The 21,547-nt window shown below is 71.7% G+C and carries 24 protein-coding genes; 5 read left to right on the forward strand and 19 right to left on the reverse strand.

Translation table 11 applies throughout. From position 1 onward, the window contains the following. Positions 1-763, forward strand: a 763-nt coding sequence (gene rlmB, locus QR78_RS21485; RefSeq protein ID WP_048429622.1) for a 23S rRNA (guanosine(2251)-2'-O)-methyltransferase RlmB, incomplete at its 5' end; no start/stop codon positions are given. Between the two features lie 19 nt (positions 764-782). On the opposite strand, the gene QR78_RS21490 is transcribed toward rlmB, so the two are convergent. The 10 genes from QR78_RS21490 to phnG all read right to left on the reverse strand — a co-directional run bounded on the left by QR78_RS21490 (position 783) and on the right by phnG (position 9,371). After that, positions 783-2,345, reverse strand: coding sequence for a CYTH and CHAD domain-containing protein (locus QR78_RS21490; RefSeq protein ID WP_048429623.1), 1,563 nt, complete (start codon positions 2,343-2,345; stop codon positions 783-785). 108 nt (positions 2,346-2,453) lie between these two features. Next, the gene (gene phnN, locus QR78_RS21495) at positions 2,454-2,987 is read right to left on the reverse strand and encodes a phosphonate metabolism protein/1,5-bisphosphokinase (PRPP-forming) PhnN (protein ID WP_048429624.1); all 534 of its coding nucleotides are present in this window, start codon (positions 2,985-2,987) and stop codon (positions 2,454-2,456) included. Next, on the reverse strand, positions 2,987-4,123 hold the full coding sequence (locus QR78_RS21500; RefSeq protein ID WP_048429625.1) for an alpha-D-ribose 1-methylphosphonate 5-triphosphate diphosphatase: 1,137 nt from the start codon (positions 4,121-4,123) through the stop codon (positions 2,987-2,989). The genes phnN and QR78_RS21500 overlap by 1 nt, the downstream gene beginning before the upstream one ends. A 10-nt stretch (positions 4,124-4,133) precedes the next feature. Beyond that, positions 4,134-4,838 carry a phosphonate C-P lyase system protein PhnL gene (gene phnL / locus QR78_RS21505; RefSeq protein ID WP_048429626.1) on the reverse strand — a complete coding sequence of 235 codons (705 nt, stop codon included), beginning with the start codon at positions 4,836-4,838 and terminating at the stop codon, positions 4,134-4,136. Then, positions 4,835-5,608: a phosphonate C-P lyase system protein PhnK gene (phnK, locus tag QR78_RS21510; protein WP_048429627.1), complete on the reverse strand. Its 774-nt coding sequence runs from the start codon at positions 5,606-5,608 to the stop codon at positions 4,835-4,837. Before phnK ends, phnL begins: the two co-directional genes overlap by 4 nt. After that, positions 5,605-6,339: a GNAT family N-acetyltransferase gene (locus QR78_RS36185; protein ID WP_082171968.1), complete on the reverse strand. Its 735-nt coding sequence runs from the start codon at positions 6,337-6,339 to the stop codon at positions 5,605-5,607. The genes phnK and QR78_RS36185 overlap by 4 nt, the downstream gene beginning before the upstream one ends. Then, positions 6,332-7,198 carry an alpha-D-ribose 1-methylphosphonate 5-phosphate C-P-lyase PhnJ gene (locus QR78_RS21520; RefSeq protein ID WP_048429628.1) on the reverse strand — a complete coding sequence of 289 codons (867 nt, stop codon included), beginning with the start codon at positions 7,196-7,198 and terminating at the stop codon, positions 6,332-6,334. The genes QR78_RS36185 and QR78_RS21520 overlap by 8 nt, the downstream gene beginning before the upstream one ends. Beyond that, on the reverse strand, positions 7,195-8,307 hold the full coding sequence (locus QR78_RS21525; protein WP_048429629.1) for a carbon-phosphorus lyase complex subunit: 1,113 nt from the start codon (positions 8,305-8,307) through the stop codon (positions 7,195-7,197). Before QR78_RS21525 ends, QR78_RS21520 begins: the two co-directional genes overlap by 4 nt. Before the next feature lie 3 nt (positions 8,308-8,310). Beyond that, positions 8,311-8,898: a phosphonate C-P lyase system protein PhnH gene (phnH, locus tag QR78_RS21530; RefSeq protein WP_048429630.1), complete on the reverse strand. Its 588-nt coding sequence runs from the start codon at positions 8,896-8,898 to the stop codon at positions 8,311-8,313. Continuing rightward, a complete protein-coding gene (gene phnG / locus QR78_RS21535; RefSeq protein WP_082171969.1) occupies positions 8,898-9,371 on the reverse strand; it encodes a phosphonate C-P lyase system protein PhnG in 474 nt (157 codons plus the stop codon). Before phnG ends, phnH begins: the two co-directional genes overlap by 1 nt. Before the next feature lie 88 nt (positions 9,372-9,459). Here phnG and phnF point away from each other — a divergent pair, with 88 nt between their 5' ends. Together phnF and QR78_RS21545 are read left to right on the forward strand one after the other, a co-directional pair. After that, complete coding sequence (gene phnF / locus QR78_RS21540; RefSeq protein ID WP_048429632.1) at positions 9,460-10,209, forward strand: phosphonate metabolism transcriptional regulator PhnF; 750 nt, start codon at positions 9,460-9,462, stop codon at positions 10,207-10,209. 161 nt (positions 10,210-10,370) lie between these two features. Then, entirely contained in the window at positions 10,371-10,601 is a 231-nt protein-coding gene (locus QR78_RS21545) for a hypothetical protein (RefSeq protein WP_048429633.1), read from the forward strand. Positions 10,602-10,617: 16 nt separating this feature from the next. On the opposite strand, the gene QR78_RS21550 is transcribed toward QR78_RS21545, so the two are convergent. The 7 genes from QR78_RS21550 to ubiE all read right to left on the reverse strand — a co-directional run bounded on the left by QR78_RS21550 (position 10,618) and on the right by ubiE (position 17,985). Next, a complete protein-coding gene (locus tag QR78_RS21550; RefSeq protein ID WP_048429651.1) occupies positions 10,618-11,388 on the reverse strand; it encodes an amino acid ABC transporter ATP-binding protein in 771 nt (256 codons plus the stop codon). A 41-nt stretch (positions 11,389-11,429) separates the two neighbouring features. Further along, positions 11,430-12,089, reverse strand: a complete 660-nt coding sequence (locus tag QR78_RS21555) for an amino acid ABC transporter permease (protein WP_048429634.1) — start codon at positions 12,087-12,089, stop codon at positions 11,430-11,432. A gap of 18 nt (positions 12,090-12,107) precedes the next feature. Then, the gene (locus QR78_RS21560; protein WP_048429635.1) at positions 12,108-12,800 is read right to left on the reverse strand and encodes an aspartate/glutamate racemase family protein; all 693 of its coding nucleotides are present in this window, start codon (positions 12,798-12,800) and stop codon (positions 12,108-12,110) included. Positions 12,801-12,972: 172 nt separating this feature from the next. Further along, positions 12,973-13,824 (reverse strand): transporter substrate-binding domain-containing protein, encoded by an 852-nt coding sequence (locus QR78_RS21565; protein ID WP_048429636.1) that lies wholly within the window; start codon positions 13,822-13,824, stop codon positions 12,973-12,975. A 267-nt stretch (positions 13,825-14,091) separates the two neighbouring features. Continuing rightward, on the reverse strand, positions 14,092-15,324 hold the full coding sequence (locus tag QR78_RS21570; RefSeq protein ID WP_048429637.1) for an ABC transporter substrate-binding protein: 1,233 nt from the start codon (positions 15,322-15,324) through the stop codon (positions 14,092-14,094). A gap of 341 nt (positions 15,325-15,665) precedes the next feature. Further along, entirely contained in the window at positions 15,666-17,216 is a 1,551-nt protein-coding gene (ubiB, locus tag QR78_RS21575; RefSeq protein ID WP_048429638.1) for a 2-polyprenylphenol 6-hydroxylase, read from the reverse strand. Positions 17,217-17,226: 10 nt separating this feature from the next. Beyond that, complete coding sequence (gene ubiE, locus QR78_RS21580; RefSeq protein WP_048429639.1) at positions 17,227-17,985, reverse strand: bifunctional demethylmenaquinone methyltransferase/2-methoxy-6-polyprenyl-1,4-benzoquinol methylase UbiE; 759 nt, start codon at positions 17,983-17,985, stop codon at positions 17,227-17,229. 120 nt (positions 17,986-18,105) lie between these two features. Here ubiE and mutM point away from each other — a divergent pair, with 120 nt between their 5' ends. Together mutM and pip are read left to right on the forward strand one after the other, a co-directional pair. Next, a complete protein-coding gene (gene mutM, locus QR78_RS21585; RefSeq protein WP_048429640.1) occupies positions 18,106-18,996 on the forward strand; it encodes a bifunctional DNA-formamidopyrimidine glycosylase/DNA-(apurinic or apyrimidinic site) lyase in 891 nt (296 codons plus the stop codon). A gap of 17 nt (positions 18,997-19,013) precedes the next feature. Further along, positions 19,014-19,973 carry a prolyl aminopeptidase gene (pip, locus tag QR78_RS21590; RefSeq protein WP_048429641.1) on the forward strand — a complete coding sequence of 320 codons (960 nt, stop codon included), beginning with the start codon at positions 19,014-19,016 and terminating at the stop codon, positions 19,971-19,973. A gap of 164 nt (positions 19,974-20,137) precedes the next feature. Here the strand turns inward: pip and QR78_RS21595 are convergent, their stop codons facing one another. Both QR78_RS21595 and QR78_RS21600 read right to left on the reverse strand, forming a co-directional pair. Continuing rightward, a complete protein-coding gene (locus tag QR78_RS21595) occupies positions 20,138-21,001 on the reverse strand; it encodes a MurR/RpiR family transcriptional regulator (RefSeq protein ID WP_048429642.1) in 864 nt (287 codons plus the stop codon). An 83-nt stretch (positions 21,002-21,084) separates the two neighbouring features. Continuing rightward, positions 21,085-21,525, reverse strand: a complete 441-nt coding sequence (locus tag QR78_RS21600) for an RbsD/FucU family protein (protein WP_048429643.1) — start codon at positions 21,523-21,525, stop codon at positions 21,085-21,087. Positions 21,526-21,547 lie beyond the last annotated feature (22 nt).

A 21,547-nucleotide genomic window follows, 5' to 3' on the forward strand; every position in this document is an offset into this window, starting at 1 on the left:
CCATACAGCAGAGCCGGCCCGCGGCGGGGCGGGCGGGCGGCCCGGCGACGACGATCCGGACGGGCCGGCTCTGCTGTATGGCTGGCACCCGGTCTCGGAGGCGCTGCGCAACCCGAAGCGCGTGCTGATCAAGCTGCTCGCCACCGAGAACGCGATGGTGCGCCTCACGGAGGAAGTGGGCGAGCTGCGCATCACCCCCGAGATCGTCAAGCCCGGCACCATCACCGGGCTGCTCGGGCCGGATGCGGTGCATCAGGGCCTCTACCTCGAGGCCGAGCCGCTCGAGGGCCCGGCCTTCGACACGCTGCCCGACGACGCGGTGCTGCTCGCCCTCGACCAGATCACCGATCCGCACAATGTCGGCGCCATCGTGCGCACGGCGGCGGCCTTCGGCGTCACCGCCATCGTGACGACCGCCCGGCACTCGCCCACCGTCACCGGCGTTCTCGCCAAATCCGCCTCGGGCGGGCTGGAACACGTGCCGTTCGTGGTGGTGCGCAACCTCGCCGAGGCGCTGATCGAGCTCGGCGAGCGCGGCTTCACCCGGGTCGGGCTCGATTCCGAGGCGCCAGAGACCCTCGACGCGGTCGGGCCGAAGGCGCCGCTCGTCGTGGTGCTCGGGGCTGAGGGCAAGGGGCTGCGCCAGCGCACCCGCGAGTGCTGCGACGTGATGGCCCGCATCCCGTTCAGGGGCGCGATCCAGAGCCTCAACGTCTCGAACGCCGCGGCGATCACCCTCTACGCCCTGATGCCCCGCGCCTGACGGCGCGGGAGCCTCGCCGTCAGCGCCAGAACGGGCGCACGTCGATCAGCGCTTCGTGGGCCTTGGCGGCCTCGCTCAGCAGGTGCCCGGTCCGCGCCTCGGTGTCGGCGGTGGCGAGCCCGGCGGCGAAGACCGCGCCCTCGGGTGCCCCCCGGGCGAGGTCCTGGGCGAGCGTGTGGGCGGTGGCGATATCGTTGAGGTCGCCGAGGTGGTCCTGGAGGTCGGCCAGGGCCTCGACGAAGGCCGCATGGCGCTTGACCGCCTTCTTGGCCACCTTCTTGGTGCCGTCCTTTCCGGCGTAGAGCGCGGCGAAGAACTCGGCGCCGTAGCGCAGCTTCTTGGCGGCGATCCGCACCCGGTGGCGCTCCTCCGGATCGAGGGCGGCGAGGTGGCGGCCGCGCTTCTTCACCTGGCGGCGGCGGCGCTCCAGCTCCTCGGTGGCGAAGGCCCGGGCCGGGCCGTCGCGGAGCGCGGCGTTCGGGTTGTCGGGGCCGAGCCAGGGACCGGCCTCGATCCAGGCGACGAGGTCGAGGAGGAAGTCGCGCCACTCCCGGCTCTCCAGCACGCCCCGCACGACGGCGTGCGCCGCCTCGCGCTCGGTCTCGAGGTGACGCTCCAGGATCAGGAGACCGCCTTCGTCGGGCCGCCGCTCGCGCTCGCGCGGCAGGGTCTTGCCGAGATAGACGTCGAGGTTGCGGGCGTGCCCGAAGGGCTCGCTCAGGCGCTTCAGCTCGGCCTTGATCGCCGGCATCCGCCGGTCCTCGATCACCGCACCGAACAGCGAGAAGGCCGAGCGCAGGCGGCGGAGCGACACCCGCAGCTGATGCAGGGCCTCGACGTCGCGGCCGGCGAGCAGGATCGTCTCGTTGAGGCGCATCTGGCGCAGGCAGGCATAGGCCACCGCCTGGAACGCCGCGGCGGCGCTCATGCCGGGTTCGAGCGCCACCGGCTCGGCCTTCGCGGCGCGGCCGAGGCGGTCGCGGACCAGCGCCTCGCCGCGCTCGAACTTGCTCAGCACGCCGAGGCGCAGGGGCACGTCGGCCCCGAGTGTCCGGGCGAGGTCGAACAGGGCGGCGGGCGTGCCCCCGGACAGTTCGAGCTCGATCTCGCTGATCGGGGAGACCCGGTCGTCGGGGGTGCTGATCCGGCCGCGATCGAGGGCGACCTCGATGCGGCTGCCCGCCGGCCCGGTATCGGCGAGGCGGCGCAGGGAGCGGGTCACGCTGGACGTATAGAGGGGGGCCAGTCCGTCGGCGCCGTCGAGGATGTCGGCGAGCGGGGTGCCGGCGAAAGCGGCGGGCTCGGGGTGCGGCCCGGCGATGGCGCCCTCCCATTCCGGCCGGTCGAACAGGCCGGCGGCGGCGGGGCCGCGGGCCTTCACGGTCTGGACGTGGCGGTCGCCGTCCCGGCGCACCCGCAGGGTGTAGCCGGCCTCGCGCAAGCGGCCGTCCGGCGTGTCGTAATAGACCGAGATCAGTTCGGTCTCGGTCCAGTCTCCGGCGAGCAGCGGATGCTCCCGCAGGCGTGCGAGGTCGGAGGCCTCGACATCCAGCTTCAGCTCGGTCTCGCGCGGTTCGCTCATCACGGTGGTCCTGATCTCCCGTTCGACCCGGCCGGTGGCAGCGGTCGAACGGAAATCATGGCCGAGGCGAAAGGTTTCGCATAGGCCTCGCCGGAGGACGGGCGCGCATCAGCGGGCCCGCAGATGCGCGACGAGCCGGGCCGCCCCGGCCTCCGGCGAGCTGTCGTTCATCACCACGAGGTCGGCGACGACCGTGGCCGAGCGGGTCAGCCGCGCCCCGAGGTCGCCGTCCTCGCGCCGGCCGCGGGCGGCGAGGCGGGCGGCCAGCACGTCGGGCGGCGCCGTCACCTCGACCACGGTGACGCCGGGCAGGCGCCGGCGCGCCTCGCCCACCACCCGGCGCGAGACGTTGCAGACGACGACATGCCCGTCGCGGGCCAGCGCCGCGCTCGAGGCCGGCAGCGCGTAGCCGAGGTTGTGGGCGCGCCAGGACAAGGGAAAGCGGCCCGCTGCCTCGCCCTCCGCGAACTCCGCCTCGCCGATCGTCTCGTTGTCCTCGTGCTCCGAGGGCGGACGGGTGACGAGGCGGCGCGGGAAGACGAAACGGGGATCCCCCGCCAGCGCGTCGCGGGCGAGCCGCAGGAGGGTGTCCTTGCCGGCCCCGCTCGGGCCGACGACGAGGACGAAGCCGCCGCTCCCCATCACGCCACCCGCCGGCCCTGGCGCCAGACTTGGCGCACCACCGGCACGCCCTCGGCGAGGCGCACCCGCACGAGGTCGGCGCGGAGGTCCGGGGCGAGCGCGCCGCGATCGGTCAGGCCGGTGGCCCGGGCCGGGTTGGCGCTGACGGTGGCGATGGCCTGCGGCAGGGTGATGGCCTCGACCCGCTCGGGCAGCCCGAACGCCGCCATCACCAGGCTTCCCGGCACGTAGTCGGAGGAGAGCACGTCGAGCAGGCCTTCCCGCGCCAGATCCTCGGCGGCGACGTTGCCGGAATGCGAGCCGCCGCGGATCAGGTTGGGCGCCCCCATCATCACGGTGATGCCGGCGGCGTGAGAGGCCTGCGCGGCCTCGAGCGTGGTGGGGAACTCGGCGAGCCGCACGCCCTCGCCCTTCGCCATGGCGACGTCGGCCAGCGTGGTGTCGTCGTGGCTCGCCAGCGCGATGCGGTGCTCCCGGGCGAGCACGACGAGGGCCGGGCGGTTGACGGCGTTGAAGGCTTGTCCGTCGCGGATCTTGAGCGCGGTGTTGGCCTGGATCTCGGCCAGCGAGCGGCCGCCGCGGGTGGCGTAGGTGTAGTACTTCTCGATGTCGCGGAACTGGCGCTGGCCGGGCGTGTGGTCCATCAGCGAGATCAGCCCGACGGGATAGCGCGCCGTGAAGTCGCGCACCGTGTCGAGGAGGTCGGCGGAGGGGATCTCGCAGCGCAGATGCGTCAGGTGCTCGGCGCGGAAGAGGTCGGCGCCCTTGGCGGTCTCGATCGCGCCGGCGAGCTGCATCAGCTCGGGGCCGAGCCCGCTGCCGTCCGGGTCGCTGCCGGCACGCAGGGAATCGAACACCGTGGTGATGCCCGACGCCGCGATCTGCGCGTCGTAGGCCAGCACGGCGCCGAGCGGGTGCCAGCGCACCTTGGGGCGGGGCGCGTAGTGGCTCTCGAGGTGGTCGGTGTGCAGCTCGACGAGGCCCGGGATCAGATGGTCGCCCTGGAGGTCGAGGCCGCGCTCCGGCGCCCGGCCCTCCCCGATCTCGGCGATGCGGCCGTCGACCACGGCGAGCCAGCCGTGCTGCACCCGGTCGGGCAGCACCAGGGTTGCGTTCTCGAGGATCCGGTCTTGCATGGGAGAGCCCTCAGGCAGCGCGTTTCTGAGCGAAGGCGGTGACGTCGACCACCCGGGTCGCCACCGCCTCGCGCACGTCGGTGTCGTGGAAGATGCCGAGCAAGGCCGCGCCGGCCGCCTGGCGGGCGCGGATCAGCTCCACCACCACGGCGCGGTTCTGCGCGTCGAGGGAGGCGGTGGGCTCGTCGAGGAGCAGGATCGGCCGCTCCGCGATCAGCCCGCGGGCGATGTTGACCCGCTGCTGCTCGCCGCCGGAAAACGTCGCGGGCGGCAGGTCCCACAGGCGCTCGGGCAGGTTGAGGCGCGACAGCAGGTCCTCGGCGCGGGCGAGGGCGACCTCCGCCGTCATGCCGCCCTCGCGGCCGGCGGCGGCCACCACCTCGCGGGCGCCGACCCGCGGGATCACCCGGAGGAACTGCGACACGTAGGAGATGGTGCGGCGGCGTAAGGACAGGATCTCGCGGGGCGAGGCGGAGGCGACGTCGGTCACCGTTTCGCCGTCGCGCACCAGGATTCTTCCGTGGTCGCAGCGGTAATTGCCGTAGGCCATCTTGAGGAGCGAGGATTTTCCCGCCCCGGAGGGACCGCCGAGCACCACGCACTCGCCCGGATGCACGGCGAGATCGGCGCCGCCCATCACCGGCAATTGCACGCCGCCGCGCAGGTGCAGGGTGAAGGTCTTGGCGACGTCGCGGAATTCGAGAGCTGGTTTCATGCGGCGAGCACCGATGACACGAGGAGCTGGGTGTAGGGCTCGGCGGGATCGTCGAGAACCTGGTCGGTCAGCCCGGTCTCGATCACCCGGCCGGCCCGCATCACCATCACCCGGTGGGAGAGCAGGCGCGCCACCGCGAGGTCGTGGGTGACGATGATCACCGCGAGGCCCAGTTCCGCGACGAGGCCGCGGATCAGGTCGAGAAGGCGGGCCTGGACCGAGACGTCGAGGCCGGAGGTCGGCTCGTCCATCAGCACCAGGCGCGGCCCGGTGACGAGGTTGCGGGCGATCTGGAGCCGCTGGCGCATGCCGCCGGAGAACCGCGTCGGCGGATCGTCGACCCGGTCGGCGGCGATCTCGACCTTGGCGAGCCAGTCGAGCGCCGTGCCGCGGATGGTGCCGTAATGGCGGGCGCCGGCCCCCATCAGCCGCTCGCCGACATTGCCGCCGGCCGAGACCGCCATGCGCAGGCCCTTGGCGGCGTCCTGGCGCACGAAGCCCCAGTCGGTGCGCATGAGCGCCCGGCGCTCGGCCTCGCTCAAGGCCGCGAGATCGCGGATCACCCCGTCGCGCATCCGGTAGGCGACGTGGCCGGAATCAGGGGCCAACTCGGTGGCGATCAGCGAGAGCAGGGTCGACTTGCCGGAGCCGGATTCGCCGACGATCGCCAGCACCTCGCCGGGATCGAGATCGAAGGAGACGTCGGCGCAGGCCGTGCGGGCGCCGTAACGCTTGGTCAGGCCGCGGGCCTGGAGCAGGGGGGCGCTCATGCGGACGTCTCCTCGTGGCTGTTCGCCGACAGCGAAAGGCGCAGGTCTTCTCCTCTCCCCGCGGGCGGGGAGAGGGTCACGGCCCCCTCGTCGGGGTCGTGACGAGCGGAGGCGGAGCCGGAGCGAGGGTGAGGGGGGCTCGACGGATGAGACTCCTCCGGAAACACCCCCTCACCCTCGCGCTTCGCGCTCCTTTCGTCCCCGACGAGGGGGACGAAAGCCTCTCCCCGCCCGCGGGGAGAGGGGGAATCCGCGGCTTCTTCTCCCGAAAGCTCTGCTTCACCGGCAAAAGGCGGATCGAGCCGGAAGCTGTAGCCGTAGCGCTCGAAGCCGAGGCTCTCGTAGAAGCGATGGGCCGGCTTCGCGTCGACGTTGGAGGACAGGGCGAGCTTGTAGCAGCCCTTGTCGGCGGCGAGCCGGCCGGCCTCCCGCATCATCCGCCGGCCCAGCCCGGTGCCGCGCTCGCTCGATGACACCACCACGCTCTCGACGAGGGCCGACGGCGTGCCCCAATGGGCGATGTTGTCGAGGATGACGAGGCAGAAGGTACCGACGATCCGGCCCCCGACCTCGGCGACGTAGAGACCGTAATCGGGATAGGCGTCGAGGCGAGCCAGCAGCGCCTCGGCCTGGTCCGGGGTCGCGACCCGGCCGGCATTCAGTTCGGCATAGAGGCCGAGCACGGCCGGCAAGTCGGGTTGTTGCGCCCGGCGGATGATCGGGTCAGGCATGCGCCGCCTCCATCCCGATAGGACCGTCGGCCCGGCGCTCCTCGCAATGGTCGGTGTCGGAGCAGACGAACATCCGCCCGCCGGCATCGTCGAGCAGCACCTCGTCGAGATAGACGCCCTCCGCGCCACAGAGCGCGCACGGCCGGTCGAAGGTCTGGACCCGGAACGGATGGTCCTCGAAGTCGAGGCTCCGCACCCTTGTGTAGGGCGGCACGGCGTAGATCCGCTTCTCGCGGCCGGCGCCGAAGAGCTGGAGCGCCGGGCAATCATCCATCTTCGGGTTGTCGAATTTCGGGGTCGGCGAGGGATCCATGACGTAGCGGCCCGCCACCTCGACCGGATAGGCGTAGGTCGTCGCGATGTGGCCGTGGCGGGCGATGTCCTCGTAGAGCTTGACGTGCATCAGCCCGTACTCAGCGAGCGCGTGGAGCTGGCGCGTCTCGGTCTCCCGCGGCTCGAGGAAGCGCAGGGGCTCGGGGATCGGCACCTGGTAGACCAGCACCTGGCTCGCGTGGAGCGGGGCTTCGGGGATGCGGTGGCGGGTCTGGATCACCGTCGCGTCGCGGGTGCGGGTGGTCACCGCCACCTCCGCCGTGCGGGCGAAGAAGGCGCGGATCGAGACCGCGTTCGTCGTGTCGTCCGAGCCCTGGTCGATGACCTTGAGCACGTCGCTCTTGCCCAGGATCGCGGCGGTGACCTGCACGCCGCCGGTACCCCAGCCATAGGGCATCGGCATCTCGCGGGAGGCGAAGGGCACCTGGTAGCCGGGGATCGCGATCGCCTTGAGGATCGCCCGGCGGATCATCCGCTTGGTGCCCTCGTCGAGATAGGCGAAGTTGTAGCCGGTCTCGGCGGTCATTCCGCGGCCTCCTTCATCTCGGTCTCGTGCCGCCCGTGCCGCGCGGCGTGCTCGGCGCGCAGGCGCCGCACCAGCTCCAGCTCGGCCTGGAAATCGACGTAGTGGGGCAGCTTCAGGTGCTCGACGAAGCCGGTCGCCTGGAGCGCGTCGCAATGTGCCAGCACGAATTCCTGGTCCTGGGCCGGGGCACCGACCGGCTCGCCCAATTCCTCGGCCCGGAGCGCCCGGTCGACCAGCGCCATCGCCATCGCCTTGCGCTCGCTCTGGCCGAAGGCGAGGCCGTAGCCGCGGGTGAACTGGGGCGGCACCTCGGCGCTGCCGTGGAACTGGTTGACCATCTGGCACTCGGTGAGGTCGATCTCGCCGAGCGGCACCGCGAATCCCAGCTCCTCCGGCACGAACTCGACCGCGACCGTCCCGACCCGGATCTCGCCGACGAAGGGGTGGGTGCGGCCGTAGCCGCGCTGCGTCGAGTAGCCGAGCGCCAGCACGAAGCCTTCGTCGCCCCGCGCCAGGGCCTGGAGCCGGAGCGCCCGGTCGGCCGGGAAGTCGAGCGGTTCGCGGGTGAGGTCGCCCGGGGCCGAGCCGTCGTCGGGGGCGGAGGGCTCGATCAGGCCGTCCCGGCCCAGAAGGTCGGTGACCCGCGGCGCGTGGGCGGCATCCGCCAGGGGCTCGGCTTCGGCGGCCACCGGTGCCTCGCCCTCGGCGGCGAGCGCGAAGTCGATGAGGCGGTGGGTGTAGTCGAAGGTGGGGCCGAGCACCTGGCCGCCGGGCAGATCCTTGTAGGTGGCGGAGATGCGGCGGCGGAGGCTCATGGCGCCGGTCTCGACCGGCTCGGAGGCGCCGAAGCGGGGCAGGGTGGTGCGGTAGGCCCGCACCAGAAAAACCGCCTCGATCAGGTCGCCGCGGGCCTGCTTGAGGGCGAGCGCCGCGAGGTCGGGATCGTGCAGCGAGCCCTCGGTCATCACCCGGTCGACGAGAAGCGCCATCTGCTCGCGGATCTGCGCCACCGAGAGTTCGGGGACATTCGTGTCGCCCCGGCGGGTCTCGGCCAGCAGCCGGTGCGCGTTGGCGATGGCGGCCTCGCCGCCCTTCACGGCCACGTACATGGGTCAGCCCTCCCGGACGCGGGTGGAGCGCGGCAGCGCGGCGAGGCGGCCGGGGGCCGCCAGGATCAGGTCGATCCCCTGCGGGAAGCCGGCATGGTTGCGGGCAAGCCGCGCGGGCATGTCCGCCGGCAGCGGTGCGGCCGAGAGGCGGGCGCTCTCGCGGATACCCGGCCCGTCGAGGTGCCAGCCCTCGTCGCCCGAGAGGGCGGAGACGGCGAGCACCAGGGTGGCGGAGCGGTCGGGATAGGCCGGCATGCCCTGCGCGAAGGCCGAAAAATCCGGGCAGGCGGCGGCATCGGAGACGAGCGCGAAGGCGGCCTCGGCCGGATCGTCCGCGATGCGGGCGCCGGTATGGAAGCGCAGGAACGCGGGCACCGCCGGGCTTTGCGCGAGGCCGGCATCGAGCCAGAGCGGCGCGTCGGCATCGGCGAGGGCCAGGGCGAGGGCCGCGAGTTCCGGCGTCAGCGGCGCCGGGGGCGTAAGGCCGGTGGCGAGGGCCTGGATCGTACCGGGACGCGCCAGCGCATCCATGACGGCGCGGAAGACGCCCTGGGCGTCGTGGACGGGGTCGGTGAAGCCGCGGGCGAGCATCAATCCTCTCCTCGGGCCATGGTGAAGAAGTTCACCCGCGTCGCCGCGATCCGGCGCGCCTCCGCGGCGCGCTCGGCCGCGCGGCGGGAGGCGACGGGCGCGAGGGCCGCCTCGACCGCCCCGCGCCGCGCCCGCACCTGCCACAGGGCGTCGAGGGTCGCGGCGAGCCGCGCCTTCGCCCGGTCGCGGCCGAGATGATAGGCGAAGCCGGTCTCGCCGCCGGGCAGGCGCACCGCCGCCCGGGTCACCGTCGCCTCGCCGAGGTTGAACGGGCGCCCGTCGCCGCCGATGCGGCCGCGGGTCATCACCAGGCCGGTCTCGGGCGGGCGCAGATCCTCGGGATCGTCGGCCGCACCGAGGGCCGCCAGGGCGTCGCGCAGCTCCTCCGCGCGGGCCTCGCCGCAGAGCGCCATCACGGCGCGGCGCGCGGCGAGATCGGGCGTTTCGCCGGAAGGTGGGGTATGGTCGGGCATCGGGACTGCCTGCTGGCGAGTGGTCTCGCTGTTGTATAATGGTATAGACAACCGACAATCGGGGAGCAAATGAAACTTGGATGACGGTATGAGCGCGGGCGGCGACGGCACCGTGACGGTGCTGGCGCGCGGTGAGGGGCTGGCGGCCTGGCGCCAGATCGCGGACGGCCTCTCCGCCGACATCGAGGCCGGGCGCCTCGCGGCGGGCGCGCAGCTGCCGACGGAAGCGGCGCTGGCGGCGCGATTCGGGGTCAACCGGCACACCGTGCGCCGGGCGCTGGCGGCGCTCGCCGAGCGCGGGCTGGTGCGGGCGACCCAGGGGCGCGGCACCTTCGTGGAGACCCCGCGCCTCGCCTACCCGATCGGCCGGCGCACCCGCTTCTCGGAGATCGTCAGCCAGGCCGGCCGCGAGGCCTGGGGCGATCTTCTGTCGGCTGAGAGCGTGCCGGCCGATCCGGCCACCGCGGAGGCGCTCGGCATCGCCGCCGGGGACCCGATGCTCGAATTGCTGACGATCCATCGCGCCGACGGCACGCCGCTCTCGACCGCCCGCACCTGCCTGCCGCTGCCGCGCTTCGCGGGATTCGCTCAGGCCTACGCGGCGCTCGGCTCGCTCACCCGGGCCTATGCGGAATTCGGCATCGCCGACTACACCCGCCTGTCGACCCGCATCACCGCCCGCCCGGCCGCGGCCGACGAAGCGGCCCGCCTCGACCTCGCGCCCGGGCGGGTCCTGATCGTGCTGTCGAGCGTCAACGTCGATGCAATGGGCGTGCCGATCCAGGCGACCCGCAGCCTGTTCGCGGCGGACCGGGTGGAGCTGGTGGTGGAGGGGTAGGGGCGGTCACTCCCGTCTCCCCGGGGAATGCGGCGACCGCCAACGGCGCGGACGGTCTCCTCTCCTCGCGGGCGGGAAGAAGGGATGTCCCGCGCCCGGCTTTCCACCGAACTTCCTGCCCTCGCGGCAGTTACCCCGGCGCCTCGCGCCGGAGTTCCCCGATGCCCATCCGCCCGATCTGCGCCGCCCTGTTCCTCGTCGCCGGCCTCCTGCCGCTCACGCCCGCGCAGGCCGGGCCGGCCCAGGACTACCAGTACCAGCGCCGCCAGCTCGGCCGGGGCCAGGTCTGCCGGCCGCCGCTGAAATTCGCGGCCGGCGCCTGCGTGCGGCGCTGCCCGGCGGGCTACCAGGACATGGGCGGCTATTGCCGGCTGCGCAACATGCAGCGCTGACCGCGACGCGGCGGCGTCACACCGCCGCCTTGTGGAAATGGCTGAGGAAGGCCTTCGTCGCGGCCTGCTGCGGATCCTCGATGACCTGCCGGGCCGGCCCTTCCTCGACCACGAAGCCGTCGCGCATGAACACGCAGGTATCGGCGACGTCGCGCGCGAAGGCGATCTCGTGCGTGACGAGCACCATCGTCATGCCCTCCGATGCCAGCTGGCGGACGACGTTCAGCACCTCCCCGACGAGCTCGGGATCGAGCGCCGAGGTCGCCTCGTCGAACAGCATCACCTCCGGCTTCATCGCCAGCGCCCGCGCGATGGCGACCCGCTGCTTCTGCCCGCCGGAGAGCCGGTCGGGATAGGCGTCGGCCTTCTCGCGCAGGCCGACCTTGTCGAGGAGCCCGACGGCGAGGTCCCGGGCCTCGTCCCGCCCCTGGCCGAGCACCGTGACCGGCCCCTCCATGACGTTCCGGACGACCGACATGTGGGGAAACAGGTTGAAGTTCTGAAACACCATGCCGACCGTGGAGCGGAAGGCGGCGAGGTCCCGGTCCCGCGGCATCCTGTGATCGCGGCCGAAGCGCATCGCGTGCGACCCGATGCGGATCGTGCCCTCGCACGGGATGGTGAGGAGGTTCAGGCAGCGCAGCAGGGTCGACTTGCCCGAGCCGCTCGGTCCGATGAGCGAGAGCACCCCGCCCTTCGGCACGCTCAGGGAGATGTCCTTGAGCACCGGCACGGGGCCGAACGCCTTCCTGACGTGCTCGACCGCGATCATCGTCGTCTCCGGCATGGCCCGCACCGCTTGCGTCGTCATGGGGTCCCTCCTCGTGCTCACCGGGCGAGCCTGCGCTCGAGGCCGTGGGCGAGGGTCGTGAGCGGGAACAGGATGATGAAGTAGATGATCGCGATCATCGTGTAGACTTCGAGGGGCTTGTACGTCGCCGAGGTGATGAGCTGCCCCTGATAGAGCAGATCGGGAACGGCGAGCACGGACAGGAGCGAGGTGTTCTTCAGCTGGAGGACGACCTGGTTGACGAGGGGCGGGATCATCCGCTTGAGCGCCTGGGGCAGGACGACGCGCCGCATCAGCGCCGCCCGGCGCATGCCGAGGGCCCGCCCGGCATCCCACTGGCCGGTGTCGATCGAGGCGATGCCGCCGCGGATGATCTCGGCGAAGAACGACGCGCCGTAGAGCGTCAGGGCGATGAACGCCGCCGTCGCGGGCTTGAGCTCGACGCCGATCACGATCGGAAGGGCGTAGTAGATCCAGACCAGCTGCACGAGCACGGGCGTGCATCGGAAGATCTCGATGAAGGCCAGGAGCGGGATGGTCACCACCCTGGCGTTGGCCAGGCGCGCGACGGCGATCAGGCCGCCGACGACGAAGCCGGCGATCGCCGTGACGATGGTGAACCCGATCGTGTACAGGGCGCCGATCGCGATCAGCCCCTTGTATTGCAGCAGGAACGAAAAGTCCCACTCGTAATTCATCGTCTGCTCCGGTCCGCTCTACTGGTATCTTGTCTGCGTGAGGCCCGAGTGAAACCAGCGGCCCAGGGTGACGACGTCGAAGACGGGAACGCCGAACGCGTCGGCGACGGCGCGCGAGAACGGCGGAAGGTTGGTGCATTCCATCACGACGGCGCCGATGTCGCCCCGCGCGATCAGGGCGCCCGCGGCCTCCAGGACGTCGCGGGCGAGGGCGGCCGCGTCGTAGGCCGCCTCCCGCTCGATCAGGCCGCGCAGCGCCCCGTTCGCCGGCAGGCCGACGACCGGCGTGGCGGGATCGGCCCCCACCTCGACGAAATGGGCCGGCGTGAGCGCGTCCGCGTCGTAGGTCACGACCCCGGCCCGCTTGCCGCCGGGCAGGCAGCGATCGATCAGCGGAAGCTGCATCAGGCTCGACGTCGCGAGCGGCAGCGACATCCGGGCGGCGAGCGCGCGCTGCCGCGCCGCGAGGAACCCGCACGACGTGATGACGCCGACGGCGCCGCGGGCCCGCAGCGCCTCTCCCGCCGCCACGAAGGCATCCGCCAGGTCGGCGTCCTGCCCTCCGACGACCCGCCGCGCGGTGGCGCCGCGCACGACCTCGAACAGGACCGGGAAGGGCCAGCTCGCCGCGTGCCCGACATCGCCGGGGGGGCGCTCGAACCGGGTGTCGAGCATGATGATGCCCAACGGTGGGGCGTGGTCAGGGGGCATGGAGCGAGACGGGGACGATGGGTCGAAGGCGCGGTCCGGGCGGAGCGTCCCGGGCCGCGGCGACGGGCGCCCGCGTCATACGGGTTCCGCATCGCTCGAGGGCGGGGAGCCTGCGGCTCCACCGCGCGGGCTTATGATCCAGTTTCCGGACGTCGTCTTCCGGAAAACCGGGTCAGAACGTGATCTCGGCCGGGATGTCGCCGGCCTTGACCCCGACCAGCTCCAGGCTGGAGGTGATCCAGCCCTTCATCGCGCCGAGGCCGCGATTGTACTCGAGCCAGTTGTCGACGAAGGTCCGGAACCGGGGATCCGGATCGGCCCGCACGCCGGCGCAGGTCGGCTGCGCGCTCGCCGGCGTCGGCACGATGATCTTGCCGACCTTGGGGTTCTTCTTCACCGTCACCAGCGACAGCATCGCGACCTGGATGACGCAGTCGGCGCGGTTGGACTGCACGGACAGCATGGCGTCGTCCGGGGTCTTCAGCGCGAGCAGCGTGGCGTTGGGAATGATGCGCCGGGCGAACAGGTCGTGGGTCGAGCCGATGTCGACGGCGACCCGGACCTCGGGCTTGTTGAGGTCGGCCCAGGTCTTGGGCTCGAAGCCCGGCTTGGCGATGATGGTGAAGGTGTTCAGCATGATCGGCCGGGTGAACTCGACCGTGAGGGCGCGCGAGGGCGTCGGCGACAGGCCGAACATGATGTCGATCTTGTTCGCCTGGAGGTCGAGCACCGCGTTGCCCCAGGTGGTCTCGGCGATCTCGAGCTCGGCATCCATCGACTTGGCGAGGTCCTGCGCCATGCTCACGCAGAAACCGGACCACTCGCCGGACGCGATGTCCTTCTTGTAGTACGGCTCGGTCCCGACGATGCCGGCGATGCGCAGCTTCTTGGTCCGCCGGATGCGCTGGAACGTGTTCTCGGCCGCGGGCCCCGTCTGGGCCTGGGCAGTACCGATCGGGGAGAGGGCGGTCGCCGCCAGCGTGCCGGCGCCGAGAAGCGATGCGATGTCCCTGCGTGATACCATGACGGGCCCTCTCCGTGTTAGCTTGGCGGTTCTTAAGCCCTTAGGCCGCATGGCGGGAGTCTTGTCGATAGGCGCGCCGACGCCGCCATGCCTGGATTGCGGGCAGGACGGACCGGGGCGGAGCCCGGACGGCCCTACGGCCCGGGTCGGGACATGGGGTCGGACAAGATCCCGGCCTGCGACGGGGCGGTCGCCGGCCGGTGCGCGATCCCGGACGAGCGGAGCCGCGACGGGCGGGTCCCGCCCCGCCCGCCGAGACCGAGGAGCCTACTTCGCCGCCGCCTTCACCAGCGGGCAGCCGCCCTCGGCGAGCGGCCGGAAGGCCTCGTCGCCCGGCACCGTGGCGACGAGCTTGTAGAGGTCCCATTCCCCGGTCGATTCCTTCGGGGTCTTCACCTGCATCAGGTACATGTCGTGGACCATGCGGCCGTCCTCGCGGATCTTGCCGTTCGTCGCGAACATGTCGTTGACCGGCATCTCGCGCATCTTGGCGATCACGGTCTTGGCGTCGTCGGTGCCCACGGCCTGGACCGCCTTCAGGTAGTGCAGCACCGAGGAATAGACGCCGGCCTGGTGCATCGTCGGCATCAGCCCGGCTTTTTCCTTGAAGCGGGTCGCGAAGGCGCGGGTCTCCGGCGTGCGGTCCCAGTAGAAGGCGGTGGTGAGGAGCAGGTTCTGCGCCACCTCGATGCCGAGGCTGTGGACGTCGTCGATGTTGATGAGGAGCGCCAGCAGGGTCTGGCCGCCCTGGACGAGGCCGAATTCATGCGCCTGCTTGATCGCGTTGACGGTGTCGCCGCCGGCATTGGCGAAGGCGACGACCTTCGCGCCCGAGGCCTGCGCCTGGAGCAGGAACGACGAGAAATCGGCGGTGGCGAAGGGCGCGCGCACCGTCGAGACCACCTTGCCGCCGGACCGCTTCACCTCCGCGATGGCGTCGCGCTCCAGCGCGTGGCCGAAGGCGTAGTCGGCGGTGACGAAGGCCCAGGTGTCGAGGCCCTTCTTCACCGCGGCATTCCCGGAGACGTGGGAGAGCGCGTAGGTGTCGTAGGTCCACTGGATGCCGGTGGGCGAGCATTGCGGGCCGGTGAGGTCCGAGGTGCCGCCGCCCGAGACGATCAGCAGCTTGCCCTTCTCCTTGGCGACCTGCTGGACGGCGAGCGCCACCGAGGAGGTCGGCACGTCGAGGATCACGTCGACCCCGTCGCGGTCGTACCAGGCCCGGGCGATGTTGGAGCCGACATCCGGCTTGTTCTGGTGATCGGCGAAGACGACCTCGATCGGCTTGCCGTCGAGGCTGCCGCCAAAGTCCTTCACCGCCATCTCGGCGGCGATCACCGAGCCGCGGCCGGTGGAATCGGCGTAGACGCTCGACATGTCGTTGAGCACCGCGAGCTTAACCTTGCCGTCGGAGAGGCGTGGCTCGGCGGCGCGGGTGGGGACGGTGAGCGCACAGAGGGCAGCCGCGGCGAGCAACGTGGCGCGGAGGGGGTTGAGCATGGGCGTTCTCCCGGGCGCGTCCGCCTCTCAGCGAGCGGATCGTGGCGCCGTGGGGCCCATCAGAGGGGGTGCGAGGGCGGTGCGCAAGCGGCGATGAGGTCACGCGCGATGGTCGTCCGCATGATGCGCCCGTGCTGCTCCCCGCCGAGTCATCCCGGGGCCGCGCAGCGGAACCCGGGATCCATAACCGCCGACGGTCCAAGATGAAGCGGATCACCGCCGCCGCATTCTCCTACGTCAGCGGTTATGGATCCCGGGCTCTCGTCTACGACGAGCCCCGGGATGACGTCGCGGAGCGAGACAGCAGGGGCTTGCTTCAAACCTCCCCTGCGGATCGCCCCTCACCGCAACGCGATCGCCAAGAGCGACCCGGCGATCGCCCAGAGCGCCAGGGTCGACCACACCATCCGCTTGGTCTCGATGCGGATGCGGCGCTCCACGCGGGTCACCTCGCGCAGGCCCTCCTCGTCGAGGCGCACCAGCACCCGCTTCACCCGCTGGGCGAGGTCCGGCACGTCGGCGACCACGTCGGCGAGCGTCAGCACCGCGCGGCGGGCCTGGTCGGCGCGGCCGATCGGGCCGAGGTTGCGGGTGAGCCAGGCGCGCACCACCGGCTCGGCGGTGGTCCACATGTCGAGGCGCGGATCGAGGGAGCGGGCGACGCCCTCGACCACCACCATGGTCTTCTGGAGCATCACCAGTTCGGTGCGGGTGCTCATGTCGAAGAGCGCCGTGACGTCGAAGAGCAGTGTCAGGACCTTGGCCATCGAGATCTCGTCGGCCCGGCGCTGGTGGATCGGCTCGCCGATCGCCCGGATCGCCTGCGCGAAATCGTCGACGGAGTGGTGCGAGGGGACGTAGCCGGCCTCGAAATGCACCTCCGCCACCCGGCGGTAGTCGCGCAGGATGAAGCCGAGCAGGATCTCCGCCAGGAACCGGCGCTCCTTGAGCCCGAGCCGGCCCATGATGCCGAAATCGACCGCGACCAGCCGCCCGGCCGGATCGACGAACAGGTTGCCGGGATGCATGTCGGCATGGAAGAAGCCGTCCCGGATCGCGTGGCGCAGGAAGGACTGGATCACCGTCCGGCCGAGGGCCGCCACGTCGTGGCCGGCTTCGACGATCGCCGCGCGGTCGTTGAGGCGGATGCCGTCGATCCACTCGCTCGCCAGCACGTCGCGACCGGTCAGCTCCCAGACCGGCTGCGGCACCCGGAATTCGGGATCGTCCTTGATGTTCTCGGCCAGTTCCGAGAGGGCGGCGGCTTCGAGCCGCAGGTCCATCTCCATGGCGACGGAGCGGGCCAGCGTCTCCACCACCTCGCGCGGGCGCAGGCGCTCGGCCTCGGGGCGCAGGGCCTCGACCACCCGGGCCATGAACCGCATCGCCTGGATGTCGCGGGCGAAGCGCTCGCGCACGCCCGGCCGCATGATCTTGACCGCGACGACCCGCTCGGTGCCGTCGGCCTCGCGCAGGTGCGCCTTGTGGACCTGCGCGATCGAGGCGGCGGCGATCGGCGCGCTGAACGCCGTGAACAGCTCCGAGACCGGCTTGCCGAGGGTCGATTCAAGGATGCCGACCGCGATCTCCTGCGGGAAGGGCGGCACCCGGTCCTGCAGGCGCTCCAGGTCGCGGGCAGCCGCCATGCCGACGATGTCGGGGCGCGTCGCCAGGAACTGGCCGAACTTGACGTAGGACGGCCCGAGGCGGGTCAGCGCCGCGGGCAGGCGGCCGGCGCCGAGGCCCGGGCGCTCCAGCTTGCGGCCGAGCCGCAGGACGAGGCGCAGATGCGGCGGCAGGGCGGCTTCGTCGACGAAGGAGAGACCGCCCTCGCGGGCCATCACCCAGCCGACATGGATGCCCCGCGCGAGATGGGCGACGACGCTCAGCACGATTGATGCCTCACGCGAGCTTCCAGCCGGAATGGATGGCGCAGATGCCCCCCGAGAGCGGCCGGTGGGTGACGTGGCCGAAGCCCGCCTCCTCGATCATCCGCGAGAAGGTGCCGGGCGTGGGGAAGCGGCGGATCGACTCGACGAGGTACTGGTAGGATTCCTTGTCGCCGGCCACCATCGCGCCGATGCGCGGGATGACCTTGAACGAATAGGCCTCGTAGATCTTGTCGAGGCCCGGCACGTCGACATGGGAGAATTCGAGGCACAGGAAGCGCCCGCCGACCTTGAGCACCCGGTGGGCCTCCGCCAGGGCCAGCTCGATCCGCGGCACGTTCCGGATGCCGAAGGCGATGGTGTAGGCGTCGAAGGTGTTTTCGGGCAGCGGCAGCGACTCGGCGTTGCCGGCCACGAAATCGATGCGCGAGCCGTACCGGTGGCCGGCCCGCTCGCGGCCGACCCCGAGCATCGCCTCGTTGATGTCGAGCACCGTCACCTTGGTGTCGGGCCCGCCGGCCTCCAGCGTGCGGAACGCGATGTCGCCGGTGCCGCCGGCCACATCCAGCAGCCGGAACGGCCGGGTGCGCGAGGGCCGCAAGCTCGACACGAAGGCGCTCTTCCAGGCCCGGTGCAGGCCGCCCGACATCAGGTCGTTCATCAGGTCGTAGCGCTTGGCCACCGAGCGGAAGACCTCGTTGACGCGGTCCTGCTTCTCCGCGAGCCTGACGCGCTCGAAGCCGAAATCGGTGCTGGTCTCGTCGCCGGCCATGCCTTCAGGTCCCCTGTCGTGGCGGCCTGCATAGCGAAGCCGCGGGGAAAGCACCATCTGGGCCTGCATGTTCGCCGGGTGCGCTTCGTCGCGCCCACCCCTTTTCTCCACGGACGAGCGATGCCCGAACTGCCCGAAGTCGAGACCGTGCGCCGCGGCCTGGAGCCGGCGATGGTCGGTGCCCGCTTCACCGACGTGGTACTGAACCGGCCCAACCTCCGATTTCCCTTCCCGGCCCGTTTCGCCGCCCGGGTGAAGGGGCAGACGGTCACGGCCCTGTCGCGGCGCGCCAAGTACCTCGTCGCCGAGCTCTCCTCCGGCGAGGCGCTGATCATGCATCTCGGCATGAGCGGGCGGTTCGACGTGCACTTGCCCGACGGGCGGTCCGTCTCGCCCGGCGATTTCTACCTGGAGGGCGCGCAAGGGCAGTCGAAGCACGACCACGTCGATTTCCGTCTCTCGAACGGCGCCCGGGTCGTCTACAACGACGCCCGCCGCTTCGGCTTCATGGACCTGGTGGCGTCCGCCGATCTCGCCACCTGCCGCCACTTCGCCGGCATGGGCATCGAGCCGCTCGGCAACGCACTCTCGGGCGAGACGATCGCGCGGCTCTTTTGGGGCAAACGCACGCCGCTCAAGGCCGCGCTCCTCGACCAGCGGCTGATCGCGGGCTTAGGCAACATCTACGTCTGCGAGGCCCTGCACCGGGCCAAGCTCCACCCGGAGGCGCCCGCCGGGTCGCTGGCGGACGCCGCCGGCCGCCCGACCGCGAAGGCCAAGCGCCTCGCGGTCGTGATCCGCGACGTGCTGACCGAGGCGGTGGCGGCGGGCGGCTCCACCTTGCGCGACTACGTCCACACCGACGGCAGCGCGGGCGCCTTCCAGCACGCCTTCCGGGTCTACGACCGGGAGGGGCTGGCCTGCACGGCGAAGGGATGCCGCGGGGTGGTACGGCGGCTGGTGCAGTCGGGACGCTCGACATTCTTCTGCGAGACCTGTCAGCCGGGCTGAGGGCGGGGGATCGTCGCATGTCCGACCTCCTCGACCACGGCCTCCTTCCCGCCGCGGACGGCGCCCGGATCTACTGGGAGATGTCGGGCCGGCCGGACGGCCTCCCGGCGCTCTTTCTGCACGGCGGGCCTGGCAGCGGCCTCGGGCGCGGCGGCTACCGCCGGCACTTCGACGGCACGCGCTACCGCCTCGTCGGGATCGACCAGCGCGGCTGCGGCCGCAGCCGGCCGCTCGCGACCGCGGACCTCGCCGGCCTCCCCACCAACACCACGAGCGCGCTCATCGCCGATATCGAGGCGGTGAGGGCGCATCTCGGCATCGAGCGCTGGCTGGTCTCGGGCGTCTCGTGGGGCACCACCCTGGCGCTGGCCTACGCGCAACGCCATCCCGAGCGGGTGACGGCGCTCGTGCTGGCCGCCGTCACCACCACCAGCCGGGAGGAGGTGGCCTGGATCACCGAGGACGTCGGCCGCGTCTTCCCCGAAGCTTGGCAGGCCTTCGCGGCGGCCTCAGGCCGGCGCGGGGACGAGCGCATCGTCGAGGCCTATGCGCGGCGCCTCGCGGGCGACGACGCGGACGATCGCCGCCGCGCCGCCCGCGACTGGATGGCCTGGGAGGCAGTCCACATCTCCCTCGACGGACCGTCGCCCGGACGGCCCGACGACCCGGACCGGGATGCGGTATTCGCGACGCTGGTGACCCATTACTGGGCGAATGACGGCTTCCTGCGCGGCCCGGACGCGATCCTGGCGCGGATGGACCGCCTGCGGACGATCCCCGGCATCCTGATCCACGGCCGCCGCGACATCAGCGGGCCGGCGGTCACGGCGTGGCGGCTGCACCGGCTCTGGCCGGGGAGCCGGCTTCATATCGTCGAGGGGGAGGGGCATGGCGGCCCCGAGATGAGCGCGCGGATGCGGGCGGCGACGGATGCGCTGGCGGATCGGCGCGCTTCGTCGGCAAGACGTGGCCCCTGAGCGGCAGTTGAACCGCTCGGAGCTTCGCCTCGTCCCAGAGATTGGCGGGAGCCGGATCGTCCTGCCGGACGATCCGGCAGGTTCAGCGGTCGGTCCGGGCCCGAGCCTGCCGCGGACCTTCCGCAGGTCGGTTGTCGCCTACGAACGAGCCACGACGGCACCGCTCACCCGCGGCGCTTGTCCCGCACCGCCTCCTTGGTGCGGACGAGAGCCGCTTCCGCCGATTTCACGTCGCGCTGTGCCACCAGGACGAAGATGGCGTCGAGGATGTTGAGCTGGGCGATGCGCGCCGCGGCGTTCTCGCCGAGAAGCGGCGAGCCGCGGGCGGTCGAGCACAGGACGACGTCGGCGGCCTCGGCCAGCGGCGAGTGCGAGTAGTTGGTGATCGCGATGGTGCGGGCGCCGCGCCGCCGGGCGATCTGGAGCGCCTCCAGCGTCACCAGGGTGGCCCCCGAATGCGAGAAGCCGATCGCCACGTCGCGGGTGCCCAGCAGCGCGGCCGACATCGCCATCATGTGGGCGTCGTCGTAGACCGAGGCGTGGATGCCGATGCGCAGGAACTTGTGGGCGACGTCGCGCGCGATCTGGGCCGAGCCGCCGACGCCGTAGAGGTCGCGCTGGCGGGCATCGGCGATGAAGTCGGCCGCGCGCTCGAAGGCGGCGACGTCGGCGATGGCGAGCGTCTCCTCCAGCGCCTGGATCGAGGCCCGAAACACCTTGCTGACGATCTCGGCACCGGAATCGTCGGGCGAGAGCTCGTCGTGCATCTCGACGTCGGAGACGCGGACGTAGTCGGCGACGTTCTGGCGGAAGTCGCGGTAGCCGGAGAAGCCGAGCTTCTTGGCGATCTTGACCACCATCGCCTCGGAGACCCCGGCGGTCTCGGCCACGTCCTTGAGGGCGGTCTCGGTGCTGAAATCGCGCCGGCCGAACACGCTGTCGACGACCTTCGCCTCGAGCGGCGTCAGGTTCGGCCGCATCATGCGGATCCGCGGCCCGACCGACTTCGGATCCATCACCTCGTTCATCGGGTCCGTCTCCTTGCCGGATGCGCCATTCTAGCCTGTTAGATCCTGGATCGTCAGCGTTCGCCGACCCGATCCCCGGATCCTCAGACGACACCTTTGCGCAGGATGAAGCAGCCATACGGGCCGGGATCGGAGGTGCGCACCACCGCGAAGGCCTGGCGGGCGGCGGCGTAGAAGTCGAACCGCTCCAGCGCCTCGACGAGGACCGGGCGGCCCTCGGCGCGGTCGAGGACGGCCTGCATCCGCTCGTGGGCGGGCACCAGCCGGTCGGGATCGCCCACGACCTTCATGCGCTTCACGGGCGCGGGCACGAAGGTGTCGAGGGGCATCACCGACAGGATCGCCTCCGCGGCCCGCGGCAGGTCGCAGCCGGCCATGTCGATGACGCGGCCGTGGACGGTGTGGCGGGCGATGCTGGCGGCGGGATGGTTGACGTCGCAGATCAGGAGATCGTCGCCGTGCCCCATCGCCATCAGCATGCCGAGCATCTCGGCCGACAAGGCCCGGTCCAGTCCCTTCAGCATCTTTGTCCTCTCGAACGGTGCG

The organism is Methylobacterium indicum (genome assembly GCF_001043895.1).
In the GTDB taxonomy this organism is placed as follows: domain Bacteria; phylum Pseudomonadota; class Alphaproteobacteria; order Rhizobiales; family Beijerinckiaceae; genus Methylobacterium; species Methylobacterium indicum.